The organism is Phaeobacter sp. 11ANDIMAR09, assembly GCF_001294455.1.
Lineage (GTDB): Bacteria > Pseudomonadota > Alphaproteobacteria > Rhodobacterales > Rhodobacteraceae > Pseudophaeobacter.
The window spans coordinates 279,426-305,459 of the sequence record NZ_LIKT01000001.1 but is presented as its reverse complement, the minus strand read 5'-3'; the positions used below and the strand labels follow the sequence as shown (position 1 = coordinate 305,459).

The following is a 26,034-nucleotide window of genomic DNA, read 5'->3' as shown; positions in this document are numbered from 1 at the left end:
AATCTATTTTCGCACCAGATAGGGTTTTCTGGGAGGTTTTGGCATGTTTATCGGCCCCTGCTCTACCGGGAAATCCCCCATCAGGTAGGGGTGCATGCCCTGGTTCTTGAGGTTCTGCAGGAATTGCCCAAACCCATCCAGGTTCACCATCGTCGGTGCCTCGCTCAAATGGCGGGGGATCTGTGGTCCCAGCTCATCCAGGATGGTTTGTAGGGGCTCCATCGGGGCTTCAATGAATTCGGCCATGGACCAGATGCGCACCCGCGCCTTGGTCTTCTGGTCCCGCAGCAGGGTCAGATACTTGGCCTCAATCTGTTGCAAGCGGGCGGCTTCGCGGCGCAGCTCGGTGAAATTCTGGTTCGAGCGGAATAACGGCACTGCCCAGGCCCCACTGATCACTGAAATCTGCGCATTGGGATCGCGGGCTAGCACCTTACAGATCTTCTGATTGTCACCCGGTCCAAACTGAAAGCACTGACGCTCGCCCCGTGTATTCCAGATCAGGTTGGTCAGAAAGCTCTGCGCGCTGTAATCGCGCATCTTGGCGCCATCGGTCAGCGCACCATTGATCATCGCCCCGCCCCCGGCCAGTTCGGCCCGCTCAGGCGCAAAAAGATGCCCATGTACCCGCGCCCCGGTGATCCGCGTTAGCCAGCTCTCAAAATCTTCAAACAGCTCGGAAAACCCCTGAAACACTGAATAGGGATTCGAGGTAACGCTATTGACCGACCAACGCCTGGGGAAACGACTTTGCATATAGAGCCCCGGACGGCCCCTGGTGCGCCTCTCCACCGCCTTGGCAAAGATGCGGTCGATCTTGCCCGGGTTGGGTTCGGTCTTTTTCATCGCCCCGGCACTATCGGTCAAAAAGGCCTGGTACAGCCGGTCCGCCCGCGGCCAGATCTTGCGCGCGACAAAGCAATCCGACCGCCGCAGGAGCTGCAGGTGGTCATCGTAAAAGATATGCGGCTTGCCCTGGAAATCGAATTTGGACAGGGTCAGCGAACGGCTTTCAATATTGGTGGAATACTGTCGTGCCAGAGTCTGATAATAGCTTTCATCCGGGATCCAGACCTTGCGAAAATAGGCGTCGTAACTCGCCCGGTCAGGATCTTCCAGAATGGCCGACAGGGTTTGCCGGGTCAGGCACCACCATTGGCTGCCCATATGGGGCACCAACCCTGCAGGGATGCGTCGCCGCATTCGCAATCGGCGCTGCAGATCGACATAGCGGTCAAACAGATAGCGATGCTTTTTCCAGGAGAAAGGAAACCGCAGAGTGAAGCGCTCAAAATCCAACCCGCCCACAATCCAAGGCACATCCGCCGTGGTTGCGCTTTCGATGAAATCTGTGCGCGGGCGGGCAGCAAGATAGTCGATCAACTCCTCGACCGGGCGCAGCGGCAGGCAGGACCCCGACGACAGATAAACGTGGCGCACCTCGGGGAATTGTTTCAGGATCAGGGACGAGGCCGATTGCGAGGCCGCGACAATGCCCCAGGTGCCCCATTCGCATCGATGCCGTTTACAGAACTGGATCAACGGATCCTGTGCCAGGCTTTGGCGGAATGCTTTGTAGGTCTTACCATCAACATTCTTGTCGACATGCAGCACCACCGGGCAGCCGCTGGCTGTCCAATGGCGCGCCACCTCGGCGGCGCGATCCAGCGCAGTATGCACCAGCATGATGATCCCGACGCTGCTCATGCCCAGTTTCCTTTGGACATCAGTCCCAGGATTTCAAGCTGCCGCCAGTTGATGTATTTTTCGCTCCACTTGCACCACAGCTCAGGCTGCTGATCCAGTCCTTCGGCGTAGGCCTTGTATTCGCGCGAATTGGCATAGTGCTGACTGCGCGCCAGCTCTTCCTTGGCTTTGGTGCCAAAGGTATCAATAAATTTAGTATGCAGCAGCGCTCCGCTGGCCTTTTCGCCCCCGTCAGTCTCATAGACCTGGTTCAACCCCCGCGGGAGCAGGGAATGGGTGGAGCTGACATAGGCATATTTTCGGTCCCATTTCACCAGCGGGATCTTGTTCAGAGCTGGTGCCTTTTTGGGCTCATCGGCAAAGAATACCCGCGCCCGTGGCCCGCCCTGAATCCATAGGTTGCCATACATATGGTTCTTACTGATCGTGTAATTGCCGCTGTCGAACCAATTGGCGATTTCCAAAGGGTTCTGTCCCGCTTGATAGGGCGTATCGCTGAGGCGGCCCTTGGGATAGGTATCAATCAGCATCGCAGAAAAGCTGCGAATAGCCGAGGTGTCCAACCAATCCGTCAACGCCTGAATGGGCCGCGTATCACAGAACGGGTAGATAAAGAACTCATCCGGATCGACCACCAGCACCCAATGCCCGTGGGCATATTTGCGCTTGAGGTAGTTCATCCAATCGACCCCATAGTGCGAGCGCCGATAGCTGGCCCGTGTCTGCCACAGAGAAACATCCCCCATGCCCTGCAGATAGGCGCTGGTGCCATCCTCGGATCCATTGTCGACAAAGAGGAAGTGATTGACCCCCAGCCTGCGATAATAATCCAGAAAATAGGGTAGCCGGATCTGTTCGTTGCGCATGGTAGAAACCAAAAGCACATCCTCAGGACGGATGGCCTGGGTATTATCCTGCACCGAGCTCAGCTCGCGCGACTTGCGCAGAGCTCGGACCAGCCTGCGCTTGCGCCGAACACGCATCCGGTAAGAATCCCAAAGCCCCACGACAACTCCATGCCCGAAAAGAGAAATGTCCGACGATGCAAACAATTGGCAAAATCAATTGCAGCACATCACCTATCCACCAAGGCAAAACCCGCAGCCACACTGATCCCAGCCATATGTCGCAATATGTCACGGAAAAATACTAGGAACAACGGATTTAGAAACAGTTACAGGGCATCCTGGTTCTTCCAAACAGGAATTCCCCCTAAAGGCCAGCGGCTGTTTTGGTCAGTCCCAAGTCAGATTTGACATCAACCCCAGCGTACAGAGCTGGCCGGACCCCTTATATTCATGGGAACTTTCATCCCACAGGACTGGGGCCGCCGCCAGGGCGTCATAGTAGTGGTCAAAATCCTGCGGCGTATGGAAGTGCTCTTGACGCTGCTTTTCGGTTGCCGATTTGGAAACAATCTCGGGCAGGAATTTTGTGTGCAACAGCACTCCGGCCGGTTGTGCCCCGCCCGGCCCCTCATAGAGCCCATTCAAAGCCGGAGGCAGGATCGAATGGGTTGAATTTGCATAGGCGTAACGCCGGTTCCATTTCATCAGCGGGATCTTGTTCAGTGTTGGTGATCGCTGCGCCGCATCTGCAAAGAACACCCGCTCCCTGGCGCCCCCCTGCAGCCAAAGATTTCCCAAAGGCGCCTGACGGCTGGCCCGATAGGGGCCCGTGTCAAACCAGGGCAAAACCTCGCAGGGATCCTGCCCCGGCACGTAGCTCTGGGTGCCCAGCGGCCCCTTGGGGTAAAGATCCAGCATCAGGGCGCCAAAACCGGGGATCGCCTGATCCTCCAACACTGCGGTCAGATCCGGTAGGTCATGGTGCTCAAAGCCGTCATAGATCAGCAGCTCATCCGCATCCACGGTCAGACACCAATGACCGTGCCCATAGCGCATCTGCAGCCAGCTGCTCCAATCCAGCCCAAACCGTGCCGCGCGATAACTTGCCTCAGTTTGCCACAAGGAGACATCGAGCTGACCGGCCAGGAACGCACCGCTGCCATCGGTGCTGCCGTTGTCGACCACCAGAAACTGCGAAACCCCCAGCGCCCGGTAGTGCTGCAAGAAATAGGGCAGACGGGCGCTTTCATTTCTCAGCACCACAAAGCCCAGAATATCGCCCGGTTTGATAAGACCCGTGCGGTCCACCACTGAGCGCAGCTGATGGCGCGACCGCAGCGACCGCCACAGCAATCGTCGCCGTTTCAAACGCAACCGATACCCTTGTCGCCAGCCCGGCGGTGAGAATGCGGCTGCGCGGGCTGGTTCCATATTCAGGCCTCGTAGTGGCCCGTTTGGTGCCACTTCCAGGCGTCAGCGATCATTGTGTCCAGATCAGACCGTTGAGGGTTCCAGCCAAGATCGGTGATTGCGCGGGTGGAACCGGAGACAAGCTTGGTGCAATCTCCGGCCCGGCGCGGGCCGGTGTTGCAGGGCACAGGGCGACCGGTGACAGCCGCGCCCCGGTCCATGACTTCGCGTACGGAAAAGCCGGATCCGGTGCCCAGGTTGAATACCTGGCTGCCCTTATCCTGCTCCAGCCATTGCAGACCCAGCACATGGGCATCCACCAAATCACAGACATGAACATAGTCGCGGATACAGGTTCCGTCAGGGGTGTCATAATCGGTGCCAAAAATGGTCAGCGCATCGCGTTTGCCGTCAATGGCATCCAGCACCAGCGGCACCAGATGGGTCTCGGGGCGGTGGAATTCGCCCACTTCAGCCTCGGGATCCGCGCCAGCCACGTTGAAATAGCGAAAGATCACCGAGCGCAGCCCATAGGCGGCGCCAAAATCCTTGAGAATATCCTCAACCGCGCGTTTCGAAGCGCCATAGGCATTCAGCGGCAGCTGTGGCGTGTTCTCATCAAGCACCACATTGTCGTGCTCACCATAGGTGGCACAGGTAGAGGAGAACACAAAATCCAGGCACTCCGCAGCCACTGCAGCCTCGATCAGGTTCAGCGATCCGCCGGTATTGTTGGCCCAATAGCGCCCCGGTTCACTCATCGCTTCGCCAACCTGACTCAGGGCGGCAAAATGCATGACCGCCACTGGTTTATGCTTGGCAAAGACCTCATCCAGCCGGGCACGGTCCTGCAAATCGCCCTGTTCAAAGGGCCCGAACTTTACCGCGTCTTTCCAACCGGTCACCAGGTTGTCGTAGGTCACAGGCGTATAGCCCGCCGCTTTCAGCGCCTTGCAGGCATGTGAGCCAATATAGCCAGCACCGCCGGTTACCAGAACAGTCTTCACGTTAATAACGCCTCTCAGGAGTTTTATGTTGCTGGCCCCGCCCGCAGTTGCCGCAGGGCCATGCCTTTCAATCCCGCCGCTTATTCTGCGGCCTGGTCAAGCTGTGTGACCTTGTGCAAGTGGGCCATCAGATCGTCGCGCAGCTCGGGGCGTGAGAGGGCAAAGGAAACGGTGGCCTGCAAGAACCCGGCCTTAGAGCCGCAATCATAGCGCTCGCCCTTGAAGCGGAAGCCATGGGTCGGCACCTCGGCGGCGATATCCTCGGCGATGGCATCGGTCAGCTGGATCTCGCCGCCCGCCCCGGATTTCATCTGGTTGAGATTGCGCAACACCGAAGGCGACAGAATATAGCGGCCGATCACCGCCAGGTTTGAGGGCGCCTGCGCCGGATTGGGCTTTTCCACCATGCCGCGGGCGGCAACCACCGCGCCGGAGGTCTCGGCGCCGGGGCGGGGATCCAGCACCCCGTAAGAGGCGGTCTGCTCGGGCGCGACCTCCATGGTGGCAACCATATTGCCGCCCAGATCCTCATAGGCTTCGACCATCTGCTGCAGGCAGGGTTTTTCGGCGGCGATTACATCATCGGGCAGGATCACCGCAAAGGGTTCATTGGCGATCAGACGGCGCGCGCACCAGACCGCATGGCCCAGCCCCAGCGCCCGGTGCTGGCGCAGATAGGCGATGGCGCCGCTGTCCATATTTGTATCCTTGAGGATCTCCAGCAGTGCATCCTTGCCCTTCTTGCGCAGTTCCTGCTCCAGCACGGGCGAGTGGTCAAAGTAATCCTCCAAGGCGCCCTTGCCGCGCGAGGTGACAAAGATGAATTCCTTGATGCCGGCGGCGCGGGCTTCGTCGATGGCATATTGCACCAGCGGGCGGTCCACCAGGGTCATGATTTCCTTGGGCACCGATTTGGTCGCGGGCAGAAACCGGGTCCCCAGACCCGCAACCGGGAAAATCGCTTTGGTTACTTTTCTACGCATCAGATTTCTCACCAATCTACGTCCAGGACAAATTCAATTTCACCAAGAGACAACCACCTGGACAGTCAGCTCAGCAGTCAAACGCCCATTAATGTCTTTAAGGGCGCCATATTATTCAGGCATCACACAACGATGCGTTTTGGCAGATACATTACTCACAAATTACGCAATTTTGATGACCTAGCTCAACTCTGCAATCCTGTTCTTTCGTATAAGCACAGTCAAAAACAGGGGAAACTTGCTCAACTTTTGCCCATCTTGAGCATCATCGCCTCAATACGCGCCACGTCTTCGGGGTTGTTCAGCTCCCAGAACTCACGCCCGCGCGCCTCGACTTCAACACAAAGAATCTTGCGGTTGTTCTCAAGAAACCGCAGTTGCTCAAGCCCCTCCAACTGTTCCAGCGGACCGACCGGCCAGCTGGGGTAATCCGCCAGCGCATCGGGGCGATAGGCATAGACACCAACATGATGAAAGACCGGTGTCAGGGCAGCCCCTTCAAAGCGCTCCGCACAGAAGGGGATCACCTCTTTGGAGAAATAGAGACCGCTATGATCGCCACCAAAGACCGCCGTGGTGCCGCCAACGCGCCCTTCGGCTCGGTCCTTCAGCAGGCTGTTAAGCGTGTCACCGTCACAGCGCAATACTGGTGTTGCCAGCCCCATCTCGGGAGCCGCGCGCAGCCCCGCCACCAGATCTTCGACAAACCAATGCGGCGTCAGGGGGGCATCACCCTGCAGGTTGACCACCACCTCATAGCCGCCGCCCAGCGCCGCATGGGCCTCAGCGCAGCGTTCGGTGCCATTGGCGCAACTCTCGGAGGTCATGACCACCTCGGCACCAAAGCTCTCTGCCGCTATGCGTATGAGATCATCATCCGTGGCCACTACCACGCGATCCACGCCCTGCACTTCGCAGGCCGCACGCCAGGAGCGTTCAATGAGTGTGCTCTTGTCACCCTGAGCCCCGGTGAGTTCCACAAGCGGCTTACCGGGATAGCGGGTGGAGGCATAGCGGGCGGGAATGACGATCAATACGGACATCAGGCTTCTTTCAACTCAACATCAGGCGCAGTGGCAATAAAGAAGGGGTTGGCATAGTCTTCCTTGCCATAGAGCAGCGGCGAATGATCGTCAAAGCGAACCACCTGCCCGCCTGCGCCGGACAGAACTGCGTGGCCCGCTGCAGTGTCCCACTCCATAGTGCGCCCAACGCGGGGATAGATGTCGGCCTCGCCGGTGGCCACCAAGCAAAACTTCAACGAAGAGCCTGCGCTTTTGCTGTCTTTGACGCTGTATTTGTTGATGTAGTCCTCGGTCGCCTGATCCCGGTGTGATTTGGAGGCCACCACCATCAGCGCCGCATTGTCGCTCTTGGCGACCCGAATCGGTCTGGTCGCGCCAACCACTGCCGGATCAAAAGCGCCGGTTTCTTCGACAGCGGTCCCATCTGCCAGGGTAAAGAACATGCGGTTGCGCGCCGGAGCATAGACCACCCCGCGGGTTGGAACACCCTTTTCCACCAGGGCGATATTGACGGTGAAATCGCCGCGCCGATGGATGAATTCCTTGGTTCCATCCAATGGATCCACGATCAGGAAGGTGTCGCCGCGTTCCTTATGCGATTCTGACTGTTCTTCGGTGACCAACATCATATCCGGAAAGGCACTGCGCAAACCGGCCGAGATCAGAGCATCCGCAGCCTCATCTGCCGCCGTTACCGGGCTATCATCGGATTTCACCTTCACGTCGAATTCATCGGAATTATAGATCTCCATGATCTTGCTACCGGCTTCGATCGCCAGGCGGCGGATCACAGGGATAAGCTCTTCGTAGGTCACACAGGTACTCCCACTCGCAAAGGGTTAATTGAAAATTTGCCTCGGGCCCCTTATGCTGACTCAGAGGTGGATCATCAAGAAGTCCATTGAGATATCAGCCGGGTCAATTGGCCCCAGCACAGATAGCAGGCAATATGTTTCAGGTTCGGACCAAGCAGAATCGGTTTTCGAGTTTCATTTCCTTGTGTGAGGTGGTGTTTCACTCGATCGTGCGCAGCGTACGCTCAAAGCACAACAATGCTTTAATCGCTTTGTCCATGAACATCATGCAGGCGGTGATGTTTGTCATTGTCTTTTATATCATGTTCTCGATTCTGGGGATGCGTGGCTCAGCCATTCGCGGCGACTTTTTGCTCTATGTGATGTCCGGGGTTTTTCTGTTTCTGACCCATACCAAAACGGTAGGCGCCGTTGCCGGAGCCGAAGGCCCCGCCAGCCCGATGATGCAACACGCGCCGATGAACACCATGGTGGCGATTCTCTCGGCAGCACTTGGCTCGCTCTATATTCAGACGGTGTCCCTGTTTCTGATCCTCTTTGTCTATCACGTGGCCTTTACCCCGCTGGAGATCGAACAACCGATCCAGGCCTATGGCATGGTCATGCTGGCCTGGGTCACTGGCGCCGCAGTTGGATTGGTCTTTTTGGTACTCAAACCCTGGGCCCCAGGCGTTGTCGGCATCATGACCCTGATTTACCAGCGGGCCAATATGATTGCCTCGGGCAAGATGTTCCTGGCCAATACCCTGCCCAGTTTCATGCTGGCCCTGTTCGACTGGAACCCACTGTTTCACTGCATTGATCAGGCGCGCGGCTTTGTCTTTATCAACTACAACCCGCATTACAGCAGCTGGCAATATTCTGCCTGGGTTGCTCTGGGGCTGGTGATGATCGGCCTGATGGGCGAGTTCTACACCCGCCGCCATGTCTCAATCAGCTGGAACGCCCGGCGCTAGGTTTTGACGCAAAATTTCGGAGCCAAACCACGGGATATCCCTGTCTTGCGCCGGCCTGGAGGCCACCCCATCTGAGTGGCATTCACGTCACCACCCGCAGGGTCAGGTTTATGCGCCCACCCTTGGGCAGCAACCGGGAGGATCCAAACCGGATCCGATCCACCCCGTGATAGGCTAGCCGCGCTTCGCCGCCCATCACCACCACATCCCCAGAATTGAGCCAGATGGTATCTGTTTTGCCACCGCGCCGACTCTCCCCCATCCGGAACAGCCCATCATCGCCCAGGCTGATCGAAACCACGGGATAGGAAAAATCCGCCTCGTCCTTGTCCTGATGCAGGCCCATTTTTGCCTCCTGACCATAGTAGTTAAGCAGGCAACAATCCGGATCGCGCTGCACCCCGGTGACCGCGCGCCACAGATTCAGGACCGGCGCCGGAATCGCAGGCCACGCCCGACCCTTTGGGTGGCGGTCAATATAGCGATAGCCCGCTGCATCAGAAAACCAGCCAAAGCCCCCGGCTGAGGTCATGCGCACCGACATCTGTCCACCGCCAGGAACAGACGGCGAAAACAGCGGCGCCGCCTTCAGGATCGGCCGCAGATCTTCAATCAGGGCGCGCTGCGCCTCAGCCGCCAGATAGGCCTTGTGAATTTCAAACCCGCGTATTCGCAGCACGCTCATGGCGATTATTCCGTTCTTAACCAATTCCCATGCAAAAAAGCGCGATGAATCGCATTTCACCATGCGTTCTGACGCTTGCAGGGGCATATTTCGCTCCCTATATACGCCGTGGAGCGGAGAGGTGCAGACCCCTCCTGCAACAAAATCGGGGCCAGGATGCCACAACGGGTTCAGGCCGCGGGTAATCGCCTTAGTAAGTAAAGGGATCAAAATGAGCAAAGTTATCGGGATTGACCTCGGAACAACCAACTCCTGTATTTCCATCATGGATGGATCGCAGCCTCGCGTCATCGAGAACGCTGAAGGCGCGCGGACTACCCCTTCTATCGTTGCCTTCACAGATGATGAGCGCCTGGTCGGCCAGGCCGCCAAGCGTCAGGCTGTCACCAACCCAGACAACACGGTCTTTGGTGTCAAGCGCCTGATCGGCCGTCGCTTTGATGACGCGGATCTGGCCAAAGACAAGCAGAACCTGCCCTTTGCCCTGGTCAATGGCGGCAACGGTGATGCGTGGGTCGAAGCCAAGGGTGAGAAATACTCCCCTTCGCAGATCTCGGCCTTCATTCTGGGCAAGATGAAAGAAACCGCAGAGTCCTACCTGGGTGAAGACGTTACTCAGGCGGTGATCACGGTTCCTGCCTATTTCAACGACGCCCAGCGTCAGGCCACCAAAGACGCCGGCAAAATCGCTGGTCTCGAAGTGCTGCGCATCATCAACGAGCCCACAGCTGCCGCTCTGGCCTATGGTCTCGACAAGGAAGAAACCCAGATCATCGCGGTCTATGACCTTGGTGGTGGTACCTTCGACGTGACCATCCTGGAAATCGACGACGGTCTGTTTGAGGTGAAATCCACCAACGGCGACACCTTCCTCGGCGGTGAAGACTTTGACATGCGCATCGTCAACTACCTGGCGGGTGAGTTCAAAAAAGAGCACGGCGTTGATCTGACCAAAGATAAAATGGCCCTGCAGCGCCTGAAAGAAGCCGCTGAAAAAGCCAAGATCGAACTGTCCTCTTCCAGCCAGACCGAAATCAACCAGCCTTTCATCTCGATGGATCCGTCCTCGGGCCAGCCGCTGCACATGGTTATGAAACTGACCCGTGCCAAACTGGAAAGCCTGGTCAACGACCTGATCAAAGCCTCGATGAAGCCCTGCGCTGCGGCTCTGAAAGACGCCGGTCTCTCCGCCTCTGACATCGACGAAGTTGTTCTGGTTGGTGGTATGACCCGGATGCCAAAAGTGATCGAAGAGGTCACCAAATTCTTTGGCAAAGAGCCGCACAAAGGTGTGAACCCCGACGAAGTGGTTGCCATGGGTGCCGCCATTCAGGCCGGCGTTCTGCAGGGTGACGTGAAAGACGTTGTTCTGCTCGACGTAACGCCTCTGTCGCTGGGTATCGAAACTCTGGGCGGTGTCTTTACCCGTCTGATCGACCGCAACACCACCATCCCGACCAAAAAGTCTCAGGTCTTCTCGACCGCCGAAGACAACCAGTCGGCTGTGACCATCCGGGTTTTCCAGGGTGAGCGCGAAATGGCGGCAGACAACAAGATGCTAGGCCAGTTCAATCTCGAAGAGATCCCACCAGCGCCACGCGGCCTGCCTCAGATCGAAGTGACCTTTGACATTGACGCCAACGGCATCGTGTCGGTTTCGGCCAAAGACAAAGGCACCGGCAAAGAGCAGGTCATCACCATCCAGGCGTCTGGTGGTCTGTCCGACGCTGACATCGACCAGATGGTCAAAGACGCGGAAGACAACGCTGAAGCGGATAAAGAGCGTCGCGAGCTGATCGAAGCGCGGAACCAGGCCGAAAGCCTGATCCACTCGACCGAAAAGCACGTCGAAGAGCATGGCGACAAGGTGGATCCCTCCACTGTCGAAGCCATCGAGCTGGCTCTGGCCGCGCTGCGTGATGATCTGGAAGGCGACAGCGCCAATGCCGAAAAGATCAAGGCAGGCATCCAGAATGTCACCGAGGCCTCCATGCGTCTGGGTGAAGCCATCTACAAGGCGGCTCAGGATGAGGCAGGCGATGAGCCTTCGGCTGCGGACGAGAGTGCCGCTCCCGGTGAAGACGACATCGTCGACGCCGAATTCGAAGATCTGGACGGCGACAAGCGCTAAGGTCTGAACACTTGGCCACGGCGGGCCGGTCCGGACCTCGGACCGGCTCGTTGTCGTTGAGGCAGCAGGGGTAAACCGATGTCGAAACGTGATTACTACGAGACTCTCGGAGTGGCCAAAGGGGCCAGCGCCGATGAGATCAAAAAGGGCTTTCGCAAGAAGGCCAAGGAGCTGCATCCCGATCGCAATAGCGACAATCCGGATGCCGAAGCTCAGTTCAAAGAGGCCAACGAGGCCTATGATGTTCTGAAAGACGCCGAGAAAAAGGCCGCCTATGACCGTTTTGGTCATGCTGCCTTTGAAAACGGCATGGGGGGGGGTGGCGGCCAGCGCGGCGGGCATCCCGGCGGCGGTGACTTCTCCTCTGCCTTCTCCGATGTCTTTGACGACCTCTTTGGAGACTTCATGGGCGGGCGTGGCCAGGCAGGCGGCGGACGTCAGCGTGCCTCTCGAGGGGCGGATCTGCGCTACAATCTGCGCGTCACCTTGGAAGAGGCCTTCTCTGGTCTGCACAAGACCATCAAGGTGCCCACCTCAGTCTCCTGTACCGCCTGTGACGGTTCTGGTGCCGAAGGTGGTGTTGAACCCACCACCTGCCCGACCTGTTCGGGCATGGGCAAAGTGCGGGCACAGCAGGGCTTCTTTACCGTCGAACGCAGCTGTCCCACCTGTTCTGGTCTGGGTCAGATCATCAAAAACCCTTGTAAGGTCTGCCATGGTCATGGCCGCATCGAAAAGGACCGCTCGCTGTCGGTGAATATCCCGGCAGGCGTGGAAACCGGCACCCGCATTCGCCTGGCCGGCGAAGGCGAAGCTGGCCTGCGTGGCGGACCTCCGGGTGATCTCTACATCTTTGTAGAGGTGGCACCGCATGATCTGTTCGAGCGCGATGGCAACAACCTCTATTGCCGCGTACCCGTTTCCATGGCCAAGGCGGCGCTGGGTGGCGCCATCGAAGTGCCCACCATTGACGGTGGTCGCGGTCGTGTGCAGATCCCCGAAGGCAGCCAGTCCGGCCGCCAGATGCGTCTGCGCAGCAAGGGCATGCCCGCCCTGCGTGGCGGCGGTGTTGGCGATATGTTCATCGAACTGGCGGTGGAAACACCGGTCAACCTGACCGCGCGACAAAAGGAAATCCTACGCGAATTCGAGGATCTGTCGGAAGACAACACAAACCCCGAATCCCGCAGCTTCTTTTCCTCAGTCAAAGGCTTCTGGGACGGCATGAAGGGGTGAGGCGCGTCTAAGAAGCGATCCAGTGGATCGTTTCAACGCCGAACCGGCGGAAAACACAGGCAGGGTCTTCCCAGTGCGTCTTAAGCCTCCCGGGCTTGGCACGTGAGCCGCGCGCTCCGTCGCTACAATCAAAACATCACCAATAAAAGCGTCCCTTAGGGGGCGCTTTTCTTTTGAGACATGTCCTTTGGCGCCTAGCCTTGAGCCCGCTATACTGCAGGGGGAAAGGAATCAGATGGCAGGCAACAAGGCTAAAAGCTTCGCAGGCGACACCGCGACCCTCCCCCTGTTTTCCAACGAGGTCTTGGCGCAGAATACGCCATCAACTGCGTCGCTCAGCGCCAGTCGGCTGCCCTCCTATATCAAGGACCACCGCATGCGCCTGCGCCAACGCTTCTGCGAAGGTGGCGCGGCTGCCATGCCGGACTACGAGCTGCTGGAACTGGTCCTGTTCCGCTCGTTACCGCGACAGGATGTGAAACCGCTGGCGCATCAGCTGCTCAAACAGTTTGGCGATTTTGCCCGCGTCGTCAGTGCGCGCCCCGAACGGCTGGCCCAGGTTAAAGGCGTCGGCGAGGCGCTAATCACCGATCTCAAGGTACTCGAGGCTGCAGCCCAACGGATGGCCCGCGCCCGGGTGATGCAGCGCCAGGTGATCTCCAGCTGGGACGCCCTGCTGGACTATTGTCACACCACTATGGCGCATCGCAGCATCGAACATTTCCGGCTGCTGTTTCTGGACCGCAAAAACTGTCTCATCGCCGATGAGGAGCAGGCCCGTGGCACTGTCGATCATGTGCCCGTCTACCCGCGCGAAGTGGCCAAACGGGCGCTCGAGCTCAACGCCAGCGCGCTGATCTTGGTCCATAACCACCCCTCGGGCGACCCTTCGCCCTCTGCCAGCGATATCGACATGACCGAACGGATCAATCAGGCTCTAAAACCGCTAGGCATCCTATTGCATGACCATCTTATCATCGGCAGCGCCACTGAACTGAGCTTCAAATCCGAGGGGCTGCTGTAACCGCTGCTGCAGCAAAGCAGAGCAACCGCGCCGCGCCAGCGGCGCCGGGCCCAAAGCGCTTTGACTCATCTGTGATGAGCTCAAAAGCTGCGGGAGCTCCCCCCTCTTTTGGGCTCACCCGACCCGCCGACCGCTCAGGAAAGCCTCGGTTTTATTTCACCCAGACCTCAACGCGGCGGTTGACCTGACGACCCCAGTCGCTGTCATCACAGGCCATTGGCAGCGCCTCTCCAAAGGCCTCCACCTTGATCTCGACCCGGGCGACACTGCCCTCCTCTGCCGTGGCCAAAACCGCGTCGCGCACCCGCTCGGCCCGTTTCAGGGCAATGGCCCGGTTGCCCGAAGCCGCCCCGTCGCCATCGGAAAAACCCACAAAGTTCAGCACCTTGCCATCATAGAGCCCGGTCTCCAGCGCCCGGGCCAGCTGCGCGACATTGCTGCGCGATTGTGCATCCGGGCGCGCAGACCCCGCCTCGAACCGGAAGGACGTAGTGAGACGGCGAAACCCCGTCAGCCGTTTCACCAGGCGCTGCAATTCCGCCAGCTCGACCTCAGGGCCTGCCGCCAAAATGGCATTGCTCAGCCGGTCCCCCTGGGCATTCATTGAAATATGTTCTGGCGCCTGATCGACAAACCCTGCGCGACGGATCACGATCTGCGCTCCTGGTCCCCGCACATAGGCCAGGAATTCCCGCGCCACCTTGGCCAGGCGGCGCTGCGGCAGATAAAGGAACATCGGCGCGGTCAGCGGATAATCCTCGGTCTTGATCCCACGTCGGTTGGCCCGCAGGGAAAACCCGCAGGCGCCGGTCAACGTCAACATCCGCGCGGTGCCCAGATTGGAAAAGCTAGCGATGCCGATTGCAAAGGGGTCCGTCGCCACCCGGCGCACCAGGGAGGTGCCCCGCTCGTGGTGGCGCAATTCCTGTGTCAGCTCCACACCAGAAGCCGCCAGAACCCGGTCTGCAAACCCCTGGGTCAGGCCAGAGGATGCCAGCGGCATATGCACCGAAATCGGCGCATCCGGCCCCCCCAGCACCTGCCAATTGGTGATCGCCCCGGAAAAGATCCCTGCCAGATCTGGGATTGAAATCCGAGTCACCGGGTTTTCAGGCGACACCACCGGCACCATGGCATCCAGCGCCACAATTCGGCTGCGCAGAGCGGTTGTCATATCCCCCAGCCCAGCAGCGCGGGCCTGTTTTTGCTCTTCCGGGCGAATTTCCCGCAGAGCCATGACAATATCGGCCTGCTGCGCAATCAAGTCGCCAAAACCTTCATCGGTCGAGCTGACCAGAAAGGAAAACCGCGCCACGGGGCGGCCCTCGCTCTGCAACAGAAGATATTCAAATACCCCATCCGGCAGCGAGACTCGTTGGGTTTTATAGCCGTTGCGCAGGGCAAAGCCTTCGATCAGCGAGGGGAGGAGCACCTCGGCCATATTTGCCGATCCAGACAGGGTCACCTCAGCGACAAAATCCGACAGGCTGGGACAGCCCGGCCCTTCGCAACTGACCCCTGAACCATCCAGGGTCAATTCGCCAAACTTAGTCTCGACCCGATAGAATTCGCCATCAAAGCCCAGAAGATTGCCGGTGATCTCAACCACCCCATCCGGGGAGGACAGGGTGACATCCTGCGCCTGGGCCAGTCCCACAGGGGCAAAAAGGAGAAGTGCGGCGCAGATCGCCGCACGAAAATTGATCATTTGAAATCCTGAACTAACCGCAGATCACTTGGCTGCGATTTTCAGGTTTTCTACCAGATTATTCAACACCAGAAAGTCCCCAGAGGCAGTGCAATCCGGCATGTTGAGGATCAAGTCCCGCGTTTGCACCCGTCCGGCGACCACACGCAGGCTCTGAGCAGAAATTTCGCGGCCACAATTGATCTGCGTGATCTCGGCTTCGACACTGATTTCTACAACACCGGCCTGATCAAGGGCAGCAACCCTGTCGCGGGGAAAGCTGTAGATTTCGGCCAGACGCGGAGCCAGCTGATTGGCATCGCCCAGCTGAACCAAGGCGCCCTGGGCTTGCTGAGCCGGGTCTGCCCCATGCCAGACATGACCGTTTTCGCCATACTGGGCGCCAAATTCACGGGCGTGGATTTCAAAGCCACTGTTGCCGCTCCACTGCAGCACCACGCGGTCAAACTCGGCCAGATCCGGTACTGTAACCTGTGCAACCGAACCAATGGCTGTATCCGTGACCTCCAGCGCTGTAGGTTCTACGATGACTATTGCCGGGCTGGACAGCGCCGGGATCGCCAGATCAAGCTGCCCCTCAGGGCCAAGCGTTTCCGTCACCATCATGCCATGATGATGCAGGGTGATCCGCTCTCCGCCCCGGCAGGGTGCAGAAATCTGAAGCCCGACCAAAGCCCCGGGCAAGGCCGTCGCACGGGTCTCGACCACGCAGGCTGCCACAGCGCCCAGCCTTGGAGCGGCGACAACTGCAGAGGTCTCAGACGGGGTCACCGCCGCCTGCTCTTGGCGAGAGAGGCCGGAGTCTGCGGAGGTCAGGGTGATTTTCTCGATCTCAATTGGCTGTGCCAATGTTGCGTCTTGGAGCTGGTCCAGCGCCGCGTGATCAGAAGCTGAAGGGCCAAAGGTTGATGGCTGCATCAGAAAGCCGATTCCCAAGGCGCAGGCTGCGGTAGCCGCGCTGATCAGAAGGATGCGTTTGTTCAGCATTTCAAACCTCCAATACCCGAAAGACCCACTTCGAGCCCTCTGAATTAGGCCCACAAAAGGAGGCCGATCTGTGGCCGCCCCTTGAAAAGATTCAGGCATTTATTCGCATTTTGAACCAAGACACAGAGAATGTGCCTAGGGGATCTCCTGAAATTGGATAACCAAAAACAATTAACCCCGGCCAAAGGCCGGGGCTATTTATGCATTGTTTATGTTGGCATCAGGCGCGGCGCGACACGGCCTTAACCTCATTGGTCAGGTCAGTCGGCCGTGGCAATGCTTGAACTTCTTGCCAGAGCCGCAGGGACATTTGTCATTGCGCGAGGGGTTGCCCCAGGTCGAGGGATCATCTTCAACAAACCCTGGCGCCGCCTCCTCCGGGTTGCCCTCGGGAGCTGCTGCGGCTCCGCCCAATGCCATCTGCTGCATCGCGGCCTGCCGGGCCGCCATTTCGGCCAGCATCTGCTGCTGCTCTTCATCGGTCATCGGACGGACACGGCTCAACTGCTGGGTCACATCCTCGCGCAGCGAATCGAGCATGGTCTCGAACAGCTGGAAGCTTTCGTTTTTGTACTCGTTCAGCGGATCACGCTGGGCGTAGCCACGGAAGCCAACCACGGAACGCAGATGTTCCAGCGTCAACAGATGTTCGCGCCATTTGGCGTCGATGGTCTGCAACAGCACCTGCTTTTCGATATTGCGCATGCTTTCGGGGCCAAAGGCTGCGGCCTTTTCCGCCATCATCTGGTTTGCCGCTTCGGCCAGGCGCTCGGACATCTGCTCATCGTCGACGCCTTCCTCAGCGGCCCAGTCAGCCACCGGTGCATCCATGCTCAGCTTTTCCAAAACCGCCGCGTGCAGGCCTTCAACATCCCACTGCTCGGCATAGGTCTTGGGCGGCATATAGGTGTCGATCAGCTCGTCGATCACCTCATGGCGCATGTCACCGACGATCTCGGACAGATCCTCTGCGGCCATGATTTCGCGACGCTGACCAAAGATCACCTTACGCTGATCATTCATCACGTCGTCAAATTTGAGCACGTTCTTACGCATGTCAAAGTTGCGACCCTCGACCTTGGCCTGGGCGCGCTCCAGCGATTTGTTCACCCAGGGATGAATGATGGCTTCGCCTTCTTTCATGCCCAGGCTCGACAGGACCTTGTCCAGCCGCTCTGAGCCAAAGATCCGCATCAAATCATCTTCGAGGCTGAGGTAGAACAGGGTGCGCCCCGGATCCCCCTGACGACCCGAACGGCCGCGCAGCTGGTTGTCGATACGGCGGCTTTCGTGACGCTCTGAAGCCATCACAAACAGACCACCAGCCTCAAGCACCTTTTTCTTTTCTTCAGCGTGTTTGGCTTCTTCTTCGGCGCGTAGGGCGACCGGATCCGCATCCGGGTTGGCCTCTAGCGCCGCCATGACGATCATGTCGATGTTGCCGCCCAGCTGAATATCTGTACCGCGACCAGCCATATTGGTGGCAATGGTCACCGCGCCGAGCCGACCGGCATCCGCAACAATCTGGGCTTCTTGTTCGTGGTGGCGGGCGTTCAACACGTTGTGTTTCACACCATCGCGCTCCAGCATCTGGCTGAGCAGCTCCGATTTCTCGATCGAAGTCGTCCCCATCAAAACCGGCTGACCATTGGCATTGGCAACCTTGGCCTCGTCAATCATCGCCTGGAATTTTTCCATGGCGGTGCGATAGACCCGGTCATCTTCGTCGACCCGTGCGATGGGCCTGTTGGTTGGAACTTCAACAACCCCCAGCCCGTAGATTTCGGCAAATTCCTCTGCTTCGGTCAGGGCTGTGCCGGTCATGCCGGACAGTTTGGCATAGAGACGGAAATAGTTCTGGAAGGTCACAGAGGCCAGCGTGGTGTTCTCTGGCTGGATCTTGACCTCTTCCTTGGCTTCGATCGCCTGATGCAGCCCTTCGGACAGGCGGCGGCCCGCCATCATGCGCCCGGTGAATTCATCAATCAAAACCACTTCGCCATCGCGGACGATGTAATCCTTGTCGCGCAGGAAAAGTTTATGCGCCCGCAGAGCCGAGTTCACATGATGCACCACAGTGGTGCTTTCGGGATCGTACAAAGAGGCCTCGGCCTCCAGCAGTCCCTGCTCGCGCAGCACCTGCTCCAGATAGTCATTGCCCTCTTCGGTGAAGGTCACACCGCGGGTTTTCTCATCCACTTCATAGTGATCCTCCGACAGCAGCGGAATCACCTTGTCGATGGAGACATAAAGCTCCGAACGATCCTCGGCCGGGCCGGAGATGATCAGTGGCGTTCGTGCTTCATCGATCAGGATCGAGTCGACCTCATCGACGATGGCAAAGTTGTGCTGTTTCTGGAACACCTGATCGAGGCTAGGCTTCATGTTATCGCGCAGATAATCAAAGCCCAGCTCGTTATTGGTCGCATAGGTGACGTCGCTGGTATAGGCGGCCATCTTTTCGTCGTCGGGCTGGCCGGACCAGATCACGCCGGTTGTCATGCCCAGGGCGCCAAAGACCTTGCTCATCCACTCCGAGTCACGCTTAGCCAGATATTCGTTCACCGTGACCACATGCACACCCTTGCCGGTCAACGCATTCAGATAGGCCGGGAAGGTCGCGACAAGGGTTTTGCCCTCACCTGTTTTCATCTCGGAGATGTTACCCTGGTGCAGGAAAATCCCGCCCATCAACTGGGTGTCAAAGGCCCGCAGTCCCAGGGCACGACGCGCGCCTTCGCGCACATTGGCAAAGGCCTCGGGCAGCAGCGCGTCCAGCGACTCGCCGTCCAGGGCCCGCTGGCGCAGTTCCGCAGTTTTTTCCTTGAGACCCTCGTCGCTGAGTTTCTCGAACGTCTCTTCCAGCCCATTGATTTTTGCAACCAGTGGCCGTGTCGCCTTGATTTTGCGGTCATTCGGTGTCCCGAAAACCTTTTTGGCGAGTGTTCCGATACCCAGCATGTGTTCTCCAACGATCCTCTTCGTGGCCCTTGTATCAGGCAGGCTTGCTCGTCGTGGTCGCAACCCATAAACAATGGTGCAAACGACGGTCCTGCCTCAGGCCTCTTTGGGATGTAAGGGTCAGGAAAATAAGTGTCAACGCCGCGCCCCTTTGCGGCCCGGGAATAGGAAGAATTCAATGCGTAAAGGTCTCACTTTTTTGCAAGGCACCGCTGTGGCCATGTTTATGGCTCTACCCCTGCCTGCTTTGGCCGCGCCCCATGCCAATACCGTGATTGCCACCGTCAACGGCGAAGAAATCACGCTGGGTCACATGATCATGGCCCGCGACAGCCTGCCCGAACAATACAAACAATTGCCCGATGATGTGCTCTACAACGCGATCCTTGATCAGCTGGTGCAGCAGACCGCGCTGAAGCAAGAGCTGCACGGCAGTGTGCCCCATTACGTGCAACTGGCCGTCGACAACGAAAAGCGGGCCTTGCTGGCCGCCAATGTCATCGAAAGCGTGATGAAGAGCGCCAGCAACGAAGAGACCCTGCGTCAGGCCTACGAGGACAAATATTCCGATGGCGATGGCGGTGACGAGTTCAACGCCGCCCATATCCTGGTCGAAACCCAGGAAGACGCGCTGGAAATCAAATCGGAACTGGACACCGGTGCGGATTTTTCGATCATGGCCAAAGAACGCTCCACCGGCCCATCCGGTCCCAATGGGGGAGATCTGGGTTGGTTTACCCGGGGCCGAATGGTGCCCGAATTTGAAGAGGCCGTGCTGGACCTGCGCGCTGGCGAGATTTCCGAACCAGTCGAAACCCAGTTTGGTTGGCACCTCATCCTGCTCAAGGAACGCCGCAAGACCGCCGCCCCTGCCTTTGAGGAGGTTCGCGAGACCCTGAGCCAGGAATTGCAGAATGCCGCCGTCGAGGCCCGCGTCAGTGATCTGACCGCCGCCGCTGTTATCGAACGTCCCGAAATCGAAGATCTGGACCCCGCGATTCTGCGCGATCTGAGCCTGGTGAGGAACTAAAGATGGGCGATAGTCTTCCCCGCTCGCCGCTGGCACCCGCCGCTTTTCCTGAGCTCCCCGCGATCAAGGGCTTGCGGCTGAGTGCAGGAGCCGCCGGGGTAAAATATCAGGGGCGCAATGACGTTATGCTGGCGGTGATGGATCCTGGCACCACCGTGGCAGGGACTTTCACCCGTTCAAAAACCCGTTCGGCCCCGGTGCGCGACTGCCAGGCCAAGCTGGGCGGCGACAGTTCGACCGGGGCTGCCATTCTGGTCAATTCAGGCAATTCCAACGCCTTTACCGGCCATTATGGCCAGACCTCGGTTGCCGAGATCTGCGCCGCCGTGGCCGCCGCCACCGGCCTGCCCGAGGCGCGGATCTTTACCGCCTCGACCGGTGTCATTGGCGAGCCCCTGCCCCATGACCGCATCATCGCTCAGATCAATGATCTGAACGCCGGCCTAAAGGTGGATGCCTTGGAAGCCGCCGCCGAAGCGATCATGACCACTGATACCTTTGCCAAGGGCGCCTCAGCCGAGGTGACCATTGGCGGAGAGACTGTCTCGATTGCAGGGATCGCCAAGGGCTCGGGCATGATCGCCCCGGATATGGCCACCATGCTGGTCTATATCTTCACCGATGCGCAGCTGCCGCAGGAGGCCCTGCAGGCCGAGCTGAGCCGTCTGTGTGATCGCAGCTTCAACTGTATTACCGTGGACAGCGATACCTCGACCTCGGACAGTCTGATGCTCTGTGCCACCGGCGCCTCTGGGGTTGATGTCTCGGGCAGCGCTGAATTCAGCCAGGCGCTGGAAGCCGTGATGCTGGATCTGGCACATCAGGTGGTGCGCGACGGTGAAGGTGCCACCAAGTTCGTCGAAATCCAGATCACTGGTGCCGTGGATGATGCCGAAGCCAAGGTACATGGTCTGGCGATCGCCAATTCCCCGCTGGTCAAGACCGCAATCGCGGGCGAAGACCCCAATTGGGGCCGGGTGGTGATGGCCATCGGAAAATCTGGTGCCGCGGCGGACCGCGATCTGCTGTCGATCTCCTTTGGGGATGTGTTGGTAGCGACAAAAGGCTGGGTTTCACCCAACTATCGCGAAGAAGATGGCGCAGCCCAGATGACGCGGGATGAGATCACCATCAAAGTGGATCTGGGTCTGGGCACGGGAGCCTGCACGGTCTGGACCTGCGATCTGACCCATCAGTACATCACCATCAACGCGGACTATCGGTCATGAAAACCGTTCTGGTCTCTGCCGTTGCGCTGATTGATGTCGAAGGGCGCGTGCTGCTGGCACAACGCCCCGAAGGCAAATCCATGGCTGGTTTATGGGAGTTTCCCGGCGGCAAGATCGAAGCTGGCGAGACACCGGAGGCCGCGCTGATCCGCGAGCTTCAAGAAGAGCTGGGCATCGACACCTGGGCATCCTGTCTGGCGCCGCTGACCTTTGCCAGCCACAGCTATGACGACTTCCACCTGCTGATGCCGCTGTTTGCCTGCCGCAAATGGGAAGGCATCCCACAGGCCCGCGAAGGGCAGACCCTGAAATGGGTGCAGGCGCAGGACCTGCGCAGTTACCCCATGCCGGCCGCCGATATCCCGCTTATCCCTATTCTGCGCGATTGGCTGTAACCGCTGCTGTTAAATGATCACCCAAGGGCCTCTGCATCTCTGCCAGGGGCCCTTTTTGCATCTGCTGCCTTGGCAACCTGGGGTTTCTCAACTCCAAATCGTAAATTTTTCAGAAAATCCACGCGATTTTGAAAAAATGATTCGGGCCGCGAATCACTGGAAACCTTTTGTTAACTATTTTGTCAGAATTTGGGCAGAAGATATAAAAGCTCACCACAACAGCTTCTCTACAGACCGTAAGACAGGACCTTGAACAGCGCCTTGTTCTCCCCAGGGCGGCTGCCATGGGATCCTTGGCAGGGTCATACAGGCAAAACCTATCGGCGCAGTGCAGCCCTCAGATCCGCTGGATCACATGTCTTGCGCTGCGCACAAAAGACCACCACTCACTCACAGAACCGGGGCGGCCATTGGCCGCCCCACCTTTTTTTGAGGGTCCAAAGCCCATTTCAGGGGACTATCCCTTTGTGGAATCCGCCATACCAATGGCCAGCTCAGCATCCTAAGGCGCACCTTCCTTTGACGCTGCCACTGCGCAATGATCAGCGCGTGGCGGGTTCAACCACAATCAGGGCGCTCCCCTCCGCCCCGGTTTGGGCATCAGGTCCCCACGGCGCTGACCTCAATCAGTCGCTGGCGGTTTATCTGCCACACGAAATCCCTCCGCGACGTTTCCGAACGTCCACAACAGAAAAGCCCCGGCCAAAAGACCGGGGCTTTTCCTATAGATAAACCTCGCAGAGGATTAGTCGAGATTACGCTCGACTTCCTGGCGCTCAAAGATCTCGATGACATCGCCTGCGCGGATATCATCATAGCTCTCAAAGGCCATGCCGCATTCCTGACCGGACTGCACTTCGGGGACTTCGTCCTTGAAGCGCTTGAGGGTCTTCAGCGTGCCTTCGTGGATCACCACGTTGTCGCGCAACAGGCGCACGCCTGCGGAACGACGGGCAACACCCTCGGTGACCAGACAGCCGGCAACCTTGCCCACGTTGGAAACCTTGAAGACATCCTTGATTTGGGCGTAGCCGATGAAGTTCTCTTTGATCTCGGCGCTGAGCAGACCAGAGGCGGCCTTCTTCACATCGTCAACCAGATCGTAGATCACCGAATAGTAGCGGATCTCGACGCCTTTTTGGTTGGCGGTGTTGCGTGCCGAGGTATTGGCCCGCACGTTGAAGCCCATGACTGGAGCACCGGAGGCCTCTGCCAGACCGATATCGGTTTCGGTGATGGCACCAACGCCGGAATGCAGCACGCGGACGCGGACTTCGTCGTTGCCGATCTTCTCCATCGCCTGAACGATGGCTTCGGCAGAGCCCTGCACGTCAGCTTTGACCAGAATTGGCAGCTCAGAGACGTTTTCGTCATCCTTGGCCTTCTGCATCAGCTGTTCCAGAGTGGTCGCCGCACCAGCCGCTGCGCGCTTGTCCTTGGCGGCCTGCGCCCGGTACTCGGCGATTTCACGGGCCTGCGCTTCGGTCTCGGTCACGTTCAACACGTCACCCGCTTCGGGCGTACCGTTGAGACCCAGAACTTCGACAGGAACCGACGGACCGGCTTCCTTGACGCGTTCGCCTTTGTCGTTGATCAGCGCGCGGACCTTACCGTACTGCTCACCCACAACAAAGATGTCACCCTGGCGCAGTGTCCCGTTCTGAACCAGAACAGTGGCAACGGGGCCGCGGCCCACATCCAGCTGCGCCTCAATCACGGCACCCTGAGCAGCGCGATCGGGGTTGGCTTTCAGTTCCAGAATTTCTGACTGCAGTGCAATGGCTTCGAGCAGTTCATCCAGGCCCTGGCCGGTATGGGCCGAGACTTCGACATCCTGAACATCACCAGACATGGCTTCCACGATGACTTCGTGCTGCAGCAGATCTGTGCGCACTTTCATCGGATCAGCGGCTGGCTTGTCGCATTTGTTGATCGCCACGATCATCGGAACTTCGGCCGCCTTGGCATGCGCAATCGCTTCGATGGTCTGCGGCATCACCGCGTCATCCGCCGCCACAACCAGAACCACGATATCCGTGACCTGTGCACCACGGGAGCGCATGGAGGTAAAGGCCGCGTGGCCAGGGGTGTCGAGGAAGCTCAGCACAGTGCCGCTTTCGGTGGTGACCTGGTAGGCACCAATGTGCTGGGTAATACCACCGGCTTCACCCGCCACAACGCGGGCGTTGCGGATCGCATCGAGAATCGAGGTTTTACCGTGGTCAACGTGACCCATGATGGTGATCACCGGTGGGCGACCCTGCAGATCGTCTTCGTTGTCTGCCACTTCGTTGATCACGTCTTCAACGTCAGAGTCGGAAACGCGCACAACCTTGTGGCCGAATTCTTCAATGATCAGCTCGGCGGTATCGGCATCGATAGTCTGGTTCTGCGTGACCATCATGCCCATGTTCATCAGCGATTTCACAACCGCGCCAACACGTTCAGACATGCGGTTTGCCAGTTCAGACACCAGAATTGCTTCTGGCAGCTGCACTTCGCGCAGAACCTTTTCGCGCTCAACCGTGCCACCCATCGCTTTTTGACGTGCCCGCTCTTGCTTACGCTTCATCGAAGCCATGGAGCGGTGACGGTTGCCCGCACCCCCTGTGGCCTGACCCAGTGTCAGCTTGCCGGAACGACGGTTGTCGTCGCCGGTACGCGCCTTGGCGCTGCGGCCACGCTCTTCGCGTTCGCGGTCAGACTTGCGCGGTGTCTGCGCAGGTGCTGGTTTGGAGGCGGGGTTGCGCGCAGGCGCACCCTCGGCAGGCGCAGCTTTTTTGGCGGCAGGCTCGGCTGCGCGCTTTGCAGCTTCCGCAGCTTCGCGCTTTTTACGCTCTTCGTCTTCGGCCTTTTGGCGGGCCTTTTCTTCCGCTTCGCGCTGCTCGCGTTCCTTGGCCTCAGCCTCGGCCCGACGACGGGCGCGCTCTTCTTCGCGGGCTTTCTCTTCAGCAGCACGCTTTGCCGCGTCTTCGGCCTCGCGGGCCTTGGCAGCCTGCAACGCCTTCAGGCGGCGGCTCATCTCTGCATCGGTGATCCCGGCGGGCCGACGCGAACCGTCGGTTGCAGGCGCGGCATTGCCGCCCTTGTTGCCACCGGGTTTGGGCACCACAACGCGCTTGCGCTTGGTTTCCACCACGACATTCTTGGTCCGCCCGTGGCTAAAGCTCTGTTTTACGTTCCCAGGCCGGGAACCGCCGCCACGCAGACCCAAGGTCTTTTTGCCGTCACTATCGCTCATAAAGCTCTTTATCCTTCTGTGCGGCCGCTGCCGCCCACCATTTCACGCAAACCCTGCAACCGTTGCGCCTCGTCTACAACACGTTTGCTGAGTCCACCAGAGGCGAGCGCCGCATGTATCATAGTTTGACGCCCAAATGCCATCCCCAGCTCATCCGCAGTGAGACATCCGATAAAATTTCCCCGATGCGGGGTACTCAATTTCGATTTGCCACGCCCTGATCCATCACTTGCTTGAATCAGAACTGAGGCCTGTTCTTTACCTAGCCAATCCTTGACTTTTTCATAGCCACCAACAGCCTGCCCCGATTTGCGGGCCAGGCTCAGCAGGTCCACCAATCGGCGCAGCGTTTGGCGCTCCACCTCATTTGCCAGATCATCGGGCAGGGTCACCGGGGCCTTGAAGCCGCGGGCAAAGAGTTTCTTCTTTACCGCCAATTCCAGCGCCGCACGACTGGCCGTCACATAGACCCCACGTCCTGGCAATTTGCCAAAGATGTCGGGAACCACCTGAGAATCAGGCCCCATCACAAAACGAAGCAGACCCTGCTTTGGCTGGGTCTCGCCAGTCGCAATGCATTTGCGTTCCGGCCCGTCGTCGTGATCTTTTTTGGCGCCTGCGCGACCCATGCTGTCTTTCTCCTACTCGGAAACCCG

20 protein-coding genes are annotated in these 26,034 nt (G+C 58.6%); 7 read left to right on the top strand and 13 right to left on the bottom strand.

What is annotated here, in order from left to right; translation table 11 throughout:
- Positions 1-3: 3 nt before the first annotated feature.
- From AN476_RS01490 to cysQ, 7 genes are all read right to left on the bottom strand, one after another.
- Entirely contained in the window at positions 4-1,707 is a 1,704-nt protein-coding gene (locus tag AN476_RS01490) for a beta-1,6-N-acetylglucosaminyltransferase (RefSeq protein ID WP_054458846.1), read from the bottom strand.
- The gene (locus AN476_RS01485; protein WP_054458844.1) at positions 1,704-2,690 is read right to left on the bottom strand and encodes a glycosyltransferase family 2 protein; all 987 of its coding nucleotides are present in this window, start codon (positions 2,688-2,690) and stop codon (positions 1,704-1,706) included. The genes AN476_RS01490 and AN476_RS01485 overlap by 4 nt, the downstream gene beginning before the upstream one ends.
- Before the next feature lie 252 nt (positions 2,691-2,942).
- Positions 2,943-3,986 carry a glycosyltransferase family 2 protein gene (locus tag AN476_RS01480; protein WP_054458843.1) on the bottom strand — a complete coding sequence of 348 codons (1,044 nt, stop codon included), beginning with the start codon at positions 3,984-3,986 and terminating at the stop codon, positions 2,943-2,945.
- Positions 3,987-3,988: 2 nt separating this feature from the next.
- On the bottom strand, positions 3,989-4,972 hold the full coding sequence (galE, locus tag AN476_RS01475; protein ID WP_054458841.1) for a UDP-glucose 4-epimerase GalE: 984 nt from the start codon (positions 4,970-4,972) through the stop codon (positions 3,989-3,991).
- Positions 4,973-5,052: 80 nt separating this feature from the next.
- Positions 5,053-5,955 (bottom strand): UTP--glucose-1-phosphate uridylyltransferase, encoded by a 903-nt coding sequence (locus AN476_RS01470; protein ID WP_054458839.1) that lies wholly within the window; start codon positions 5,953-5,955, stop codon positions 5,053-5,055.
- A 242-nt stretch (positions 5,956-6,197) separates the two neighbouring features.
- Positions 6,198-6,998 carry a 3-deoxy-manno-octulosonate cytidylyltransferase gene (locus AN476_RS01465; protein ID WP_054458838.1) on the bottom strand — a complete coding sequence of 267 codons (801 nt, stop codon included), beginning with the start codon at positions 6,996-6,998 and terminating at the stop codon, positions 6,198-6,200.
- Positions 6,998-7,795, bottom strand: coding sequence for a 3'(2'),5'-bisphosphate nucleotidase CysQ (gene cysQ / locus AN476_RS01460; protein ID WP_054458836.1), 798 nt, complete (start codon positions 7,793-7,795; stop codon positions 6,998-7,000). Before cysQ ends, AN476_RS01465 begins: the two co-directional genes overlap by 1 nt.
- Positions 7,796-7,929: 134 nt before the next feature.
- Here cysQ and AN476_RS01455 point away from each other — a divergent pair, with 134 nt between their 5' ends.
- Positions 7,930-8,751, top strand: coding sequence for an ABC transporter permease (locus tag AN476_RS01455; RefSeq protein WP_054458834.1), 822 nt, complete (start codon positions 7,930-7,932; stop codon positions 8,749-8,751).
- Between the two features lie 82 nt (positions 8,752-8,833).
- On the opposite strand, the gene AN476_RS01450 is transcribed toward AN476_RS01455, so the two are convergent.
- Positions 8,834-9,436 carry an alpha-ketoglutarate-dependent dioxygenase AlkB gene (locus AN476_RS01450; RefSeq protein WP_054458927.1) on the bottom strand — a complete coding sequence of 201 codons (603 nt, stop codon included), beginning with the start codon at positions 9,434-9,436 and terminating at the stop codon, positions 8,834-8,836.
- Positions 9,437-9,647: 211 nt separating this feature from the next.
- On the opposite strand from AN476_RS01450, the gene dnaK reads away from it, so the two are divergent.
- From dnaK to radC, 3 genes are all read left to right on the top strand, one after another.
- Entirely contained in the window at positions 9,648-11,567 is a 1,920-nt protein-coding gene (dnaK, locus tag AN476_RS01445; RefSeq protein WP_054458832.1) for a molecular chaperone DnaK, read from the top strand.
- Positions 11,568-11,645: 78 nt separating this feature from the next.
- Positions 11,646-12,803, top strand: a complete 1,158-nt coding sequence (dnaJ, locus tag AN476_RS01440) for a molecular chaperone DnaJ (protein ID WP_054458831.1) — start codon at positions 11,646-11,648, stop codon at positions 12,801-12,803.
- A gap of 235 nt (positions 12,804-13,038) precedes the next feature.
- Entirely contained in the window at positions 13,039-13,827 is a 789-nt protein-coding gene (gene radC / locus AN476_RS01435; RefSeq protein WP_054458829.1) for a DNA repair protein RadC, read from the top strand.
- 151 nt (positions 13,828-13,978) lie between these two features.
- Here radC and AN476_RS01430 read toward each other — a convergent pair whose 3' ends face one another.
- From AN476_RS01430 to secA, 3 genes are all read right to left on the bottom strand, one after another.
- Entirely contained in the window at positions 13,979-15,535 is a 1,557-nt protein-coding gene (locus AN476_RS01430) for a phosphate ABC transporter substrate-binding/OmpA family protein (protein ID WP_054458827.1), read from the bottom strand.
- A gap of 24 nt (positions 15,536-15,559) precedes the next feature.
- Positions 15,560-16,522 carry a hypothetical protein gene (locus AN476_RS01425; protein ID WP_054458826.1) on the bottom strand — a complete coding sequence of 321 codons (963 nt, stop codon included), beginning with the start codon at positions 16,520-16,522 and terminating at the stop codon, positions 15,560-15,562.
- Positions 16,523-16,777: 255 nt separating this feature from the next.
- Entirely contained in the window at positions 16,778-19,483 is a 2,706-nt protein-coding gene (gene secA / locus AN476_RS01420) for a preprotein translocase subunit SecA (protein WP_054458824.1), read from the bottom strand.
- A 178-nt stretch (positions 19,484-19,661) separates the two neighbouring features.
- Here secA and AN476_RS01415 point away from each other — a divergent pair, with 178 nt between their 5' ends.
- Genes AN476_RS01415 through mutT form a run of 3 tightly spaced genes read left to right on the top strand, consistent with a single transcriptional unit; the run spans position 19,662 to position 22,137 of the window.
- Positions 19,662-20,513 carry a peptidylprolyl isomerase gene (locus AN476_RS01415; protein WP_054458822.1) on the top strand — a complete coding sequence of 284 codons (852 nt, stop codon included), beginning with the start codon at positions 19,662-19,664 and terminating at the stop codon, positions 20,511-20,513.
- 2 nt (positions 20,514-20,515) lie between these two features.
- Positions 20,516-21,742: a bifunctional glutamate N-acetyltransferase/amino-acid acetyltransferase ArgJ gene (gene argJ, locus AN476_RS01410; RefSeq protein ID WP_054458820.1), complete on the top strand. Its 1,227-nt coding sequence runs from the start codon at positions 20,516-20,518 to the stop codon at positions 21,740-21,742.
- Positions 21,739-22,137, top strand: coding sequence for an 8-oxo-dGTP diphosphatase MutT (mutT, locus tag AN476_RS01405; protein WP_054458818.1), 399 nt, complete (start codon positions 21,739-21,741; stop codon positions 22,135-22,137). Before argJ ends, mutT begins: the two co-directional genes overlap by 4 nt.
- 745 nt (positions 22,138-22,882) lie before the next feature.
- Here mutT and infB read toward each other — a convergent pair.
- The gene (gene infB, locus AN476_RS01400; RefSeq protein ID WP_054458816.1) at positions 22,883-25,378 is read right to left on the bottom strand and encodes a translation initiation factor IF-2; all 2,496 of its coding nucleotides are present in this window, start codon (positions 25,376-25,378) and stop codon (positions 22,883-22,885) included.
- An 8-nt stretch (positions 25,379-25,386) separates the two neighbouring features.
- Positions 25,387-26,007, bottom strand: coding sequence for an RNA-binding protein (locus AN476_RS01395; protein ID WP_054458814.1), 621 nt, complete (start codon positions 26,005-26,007; stop codon positions 25,387-25,389).
- Between the last annotated feature and the right edge of the window lie 27 nt (positions 26,008-26,034).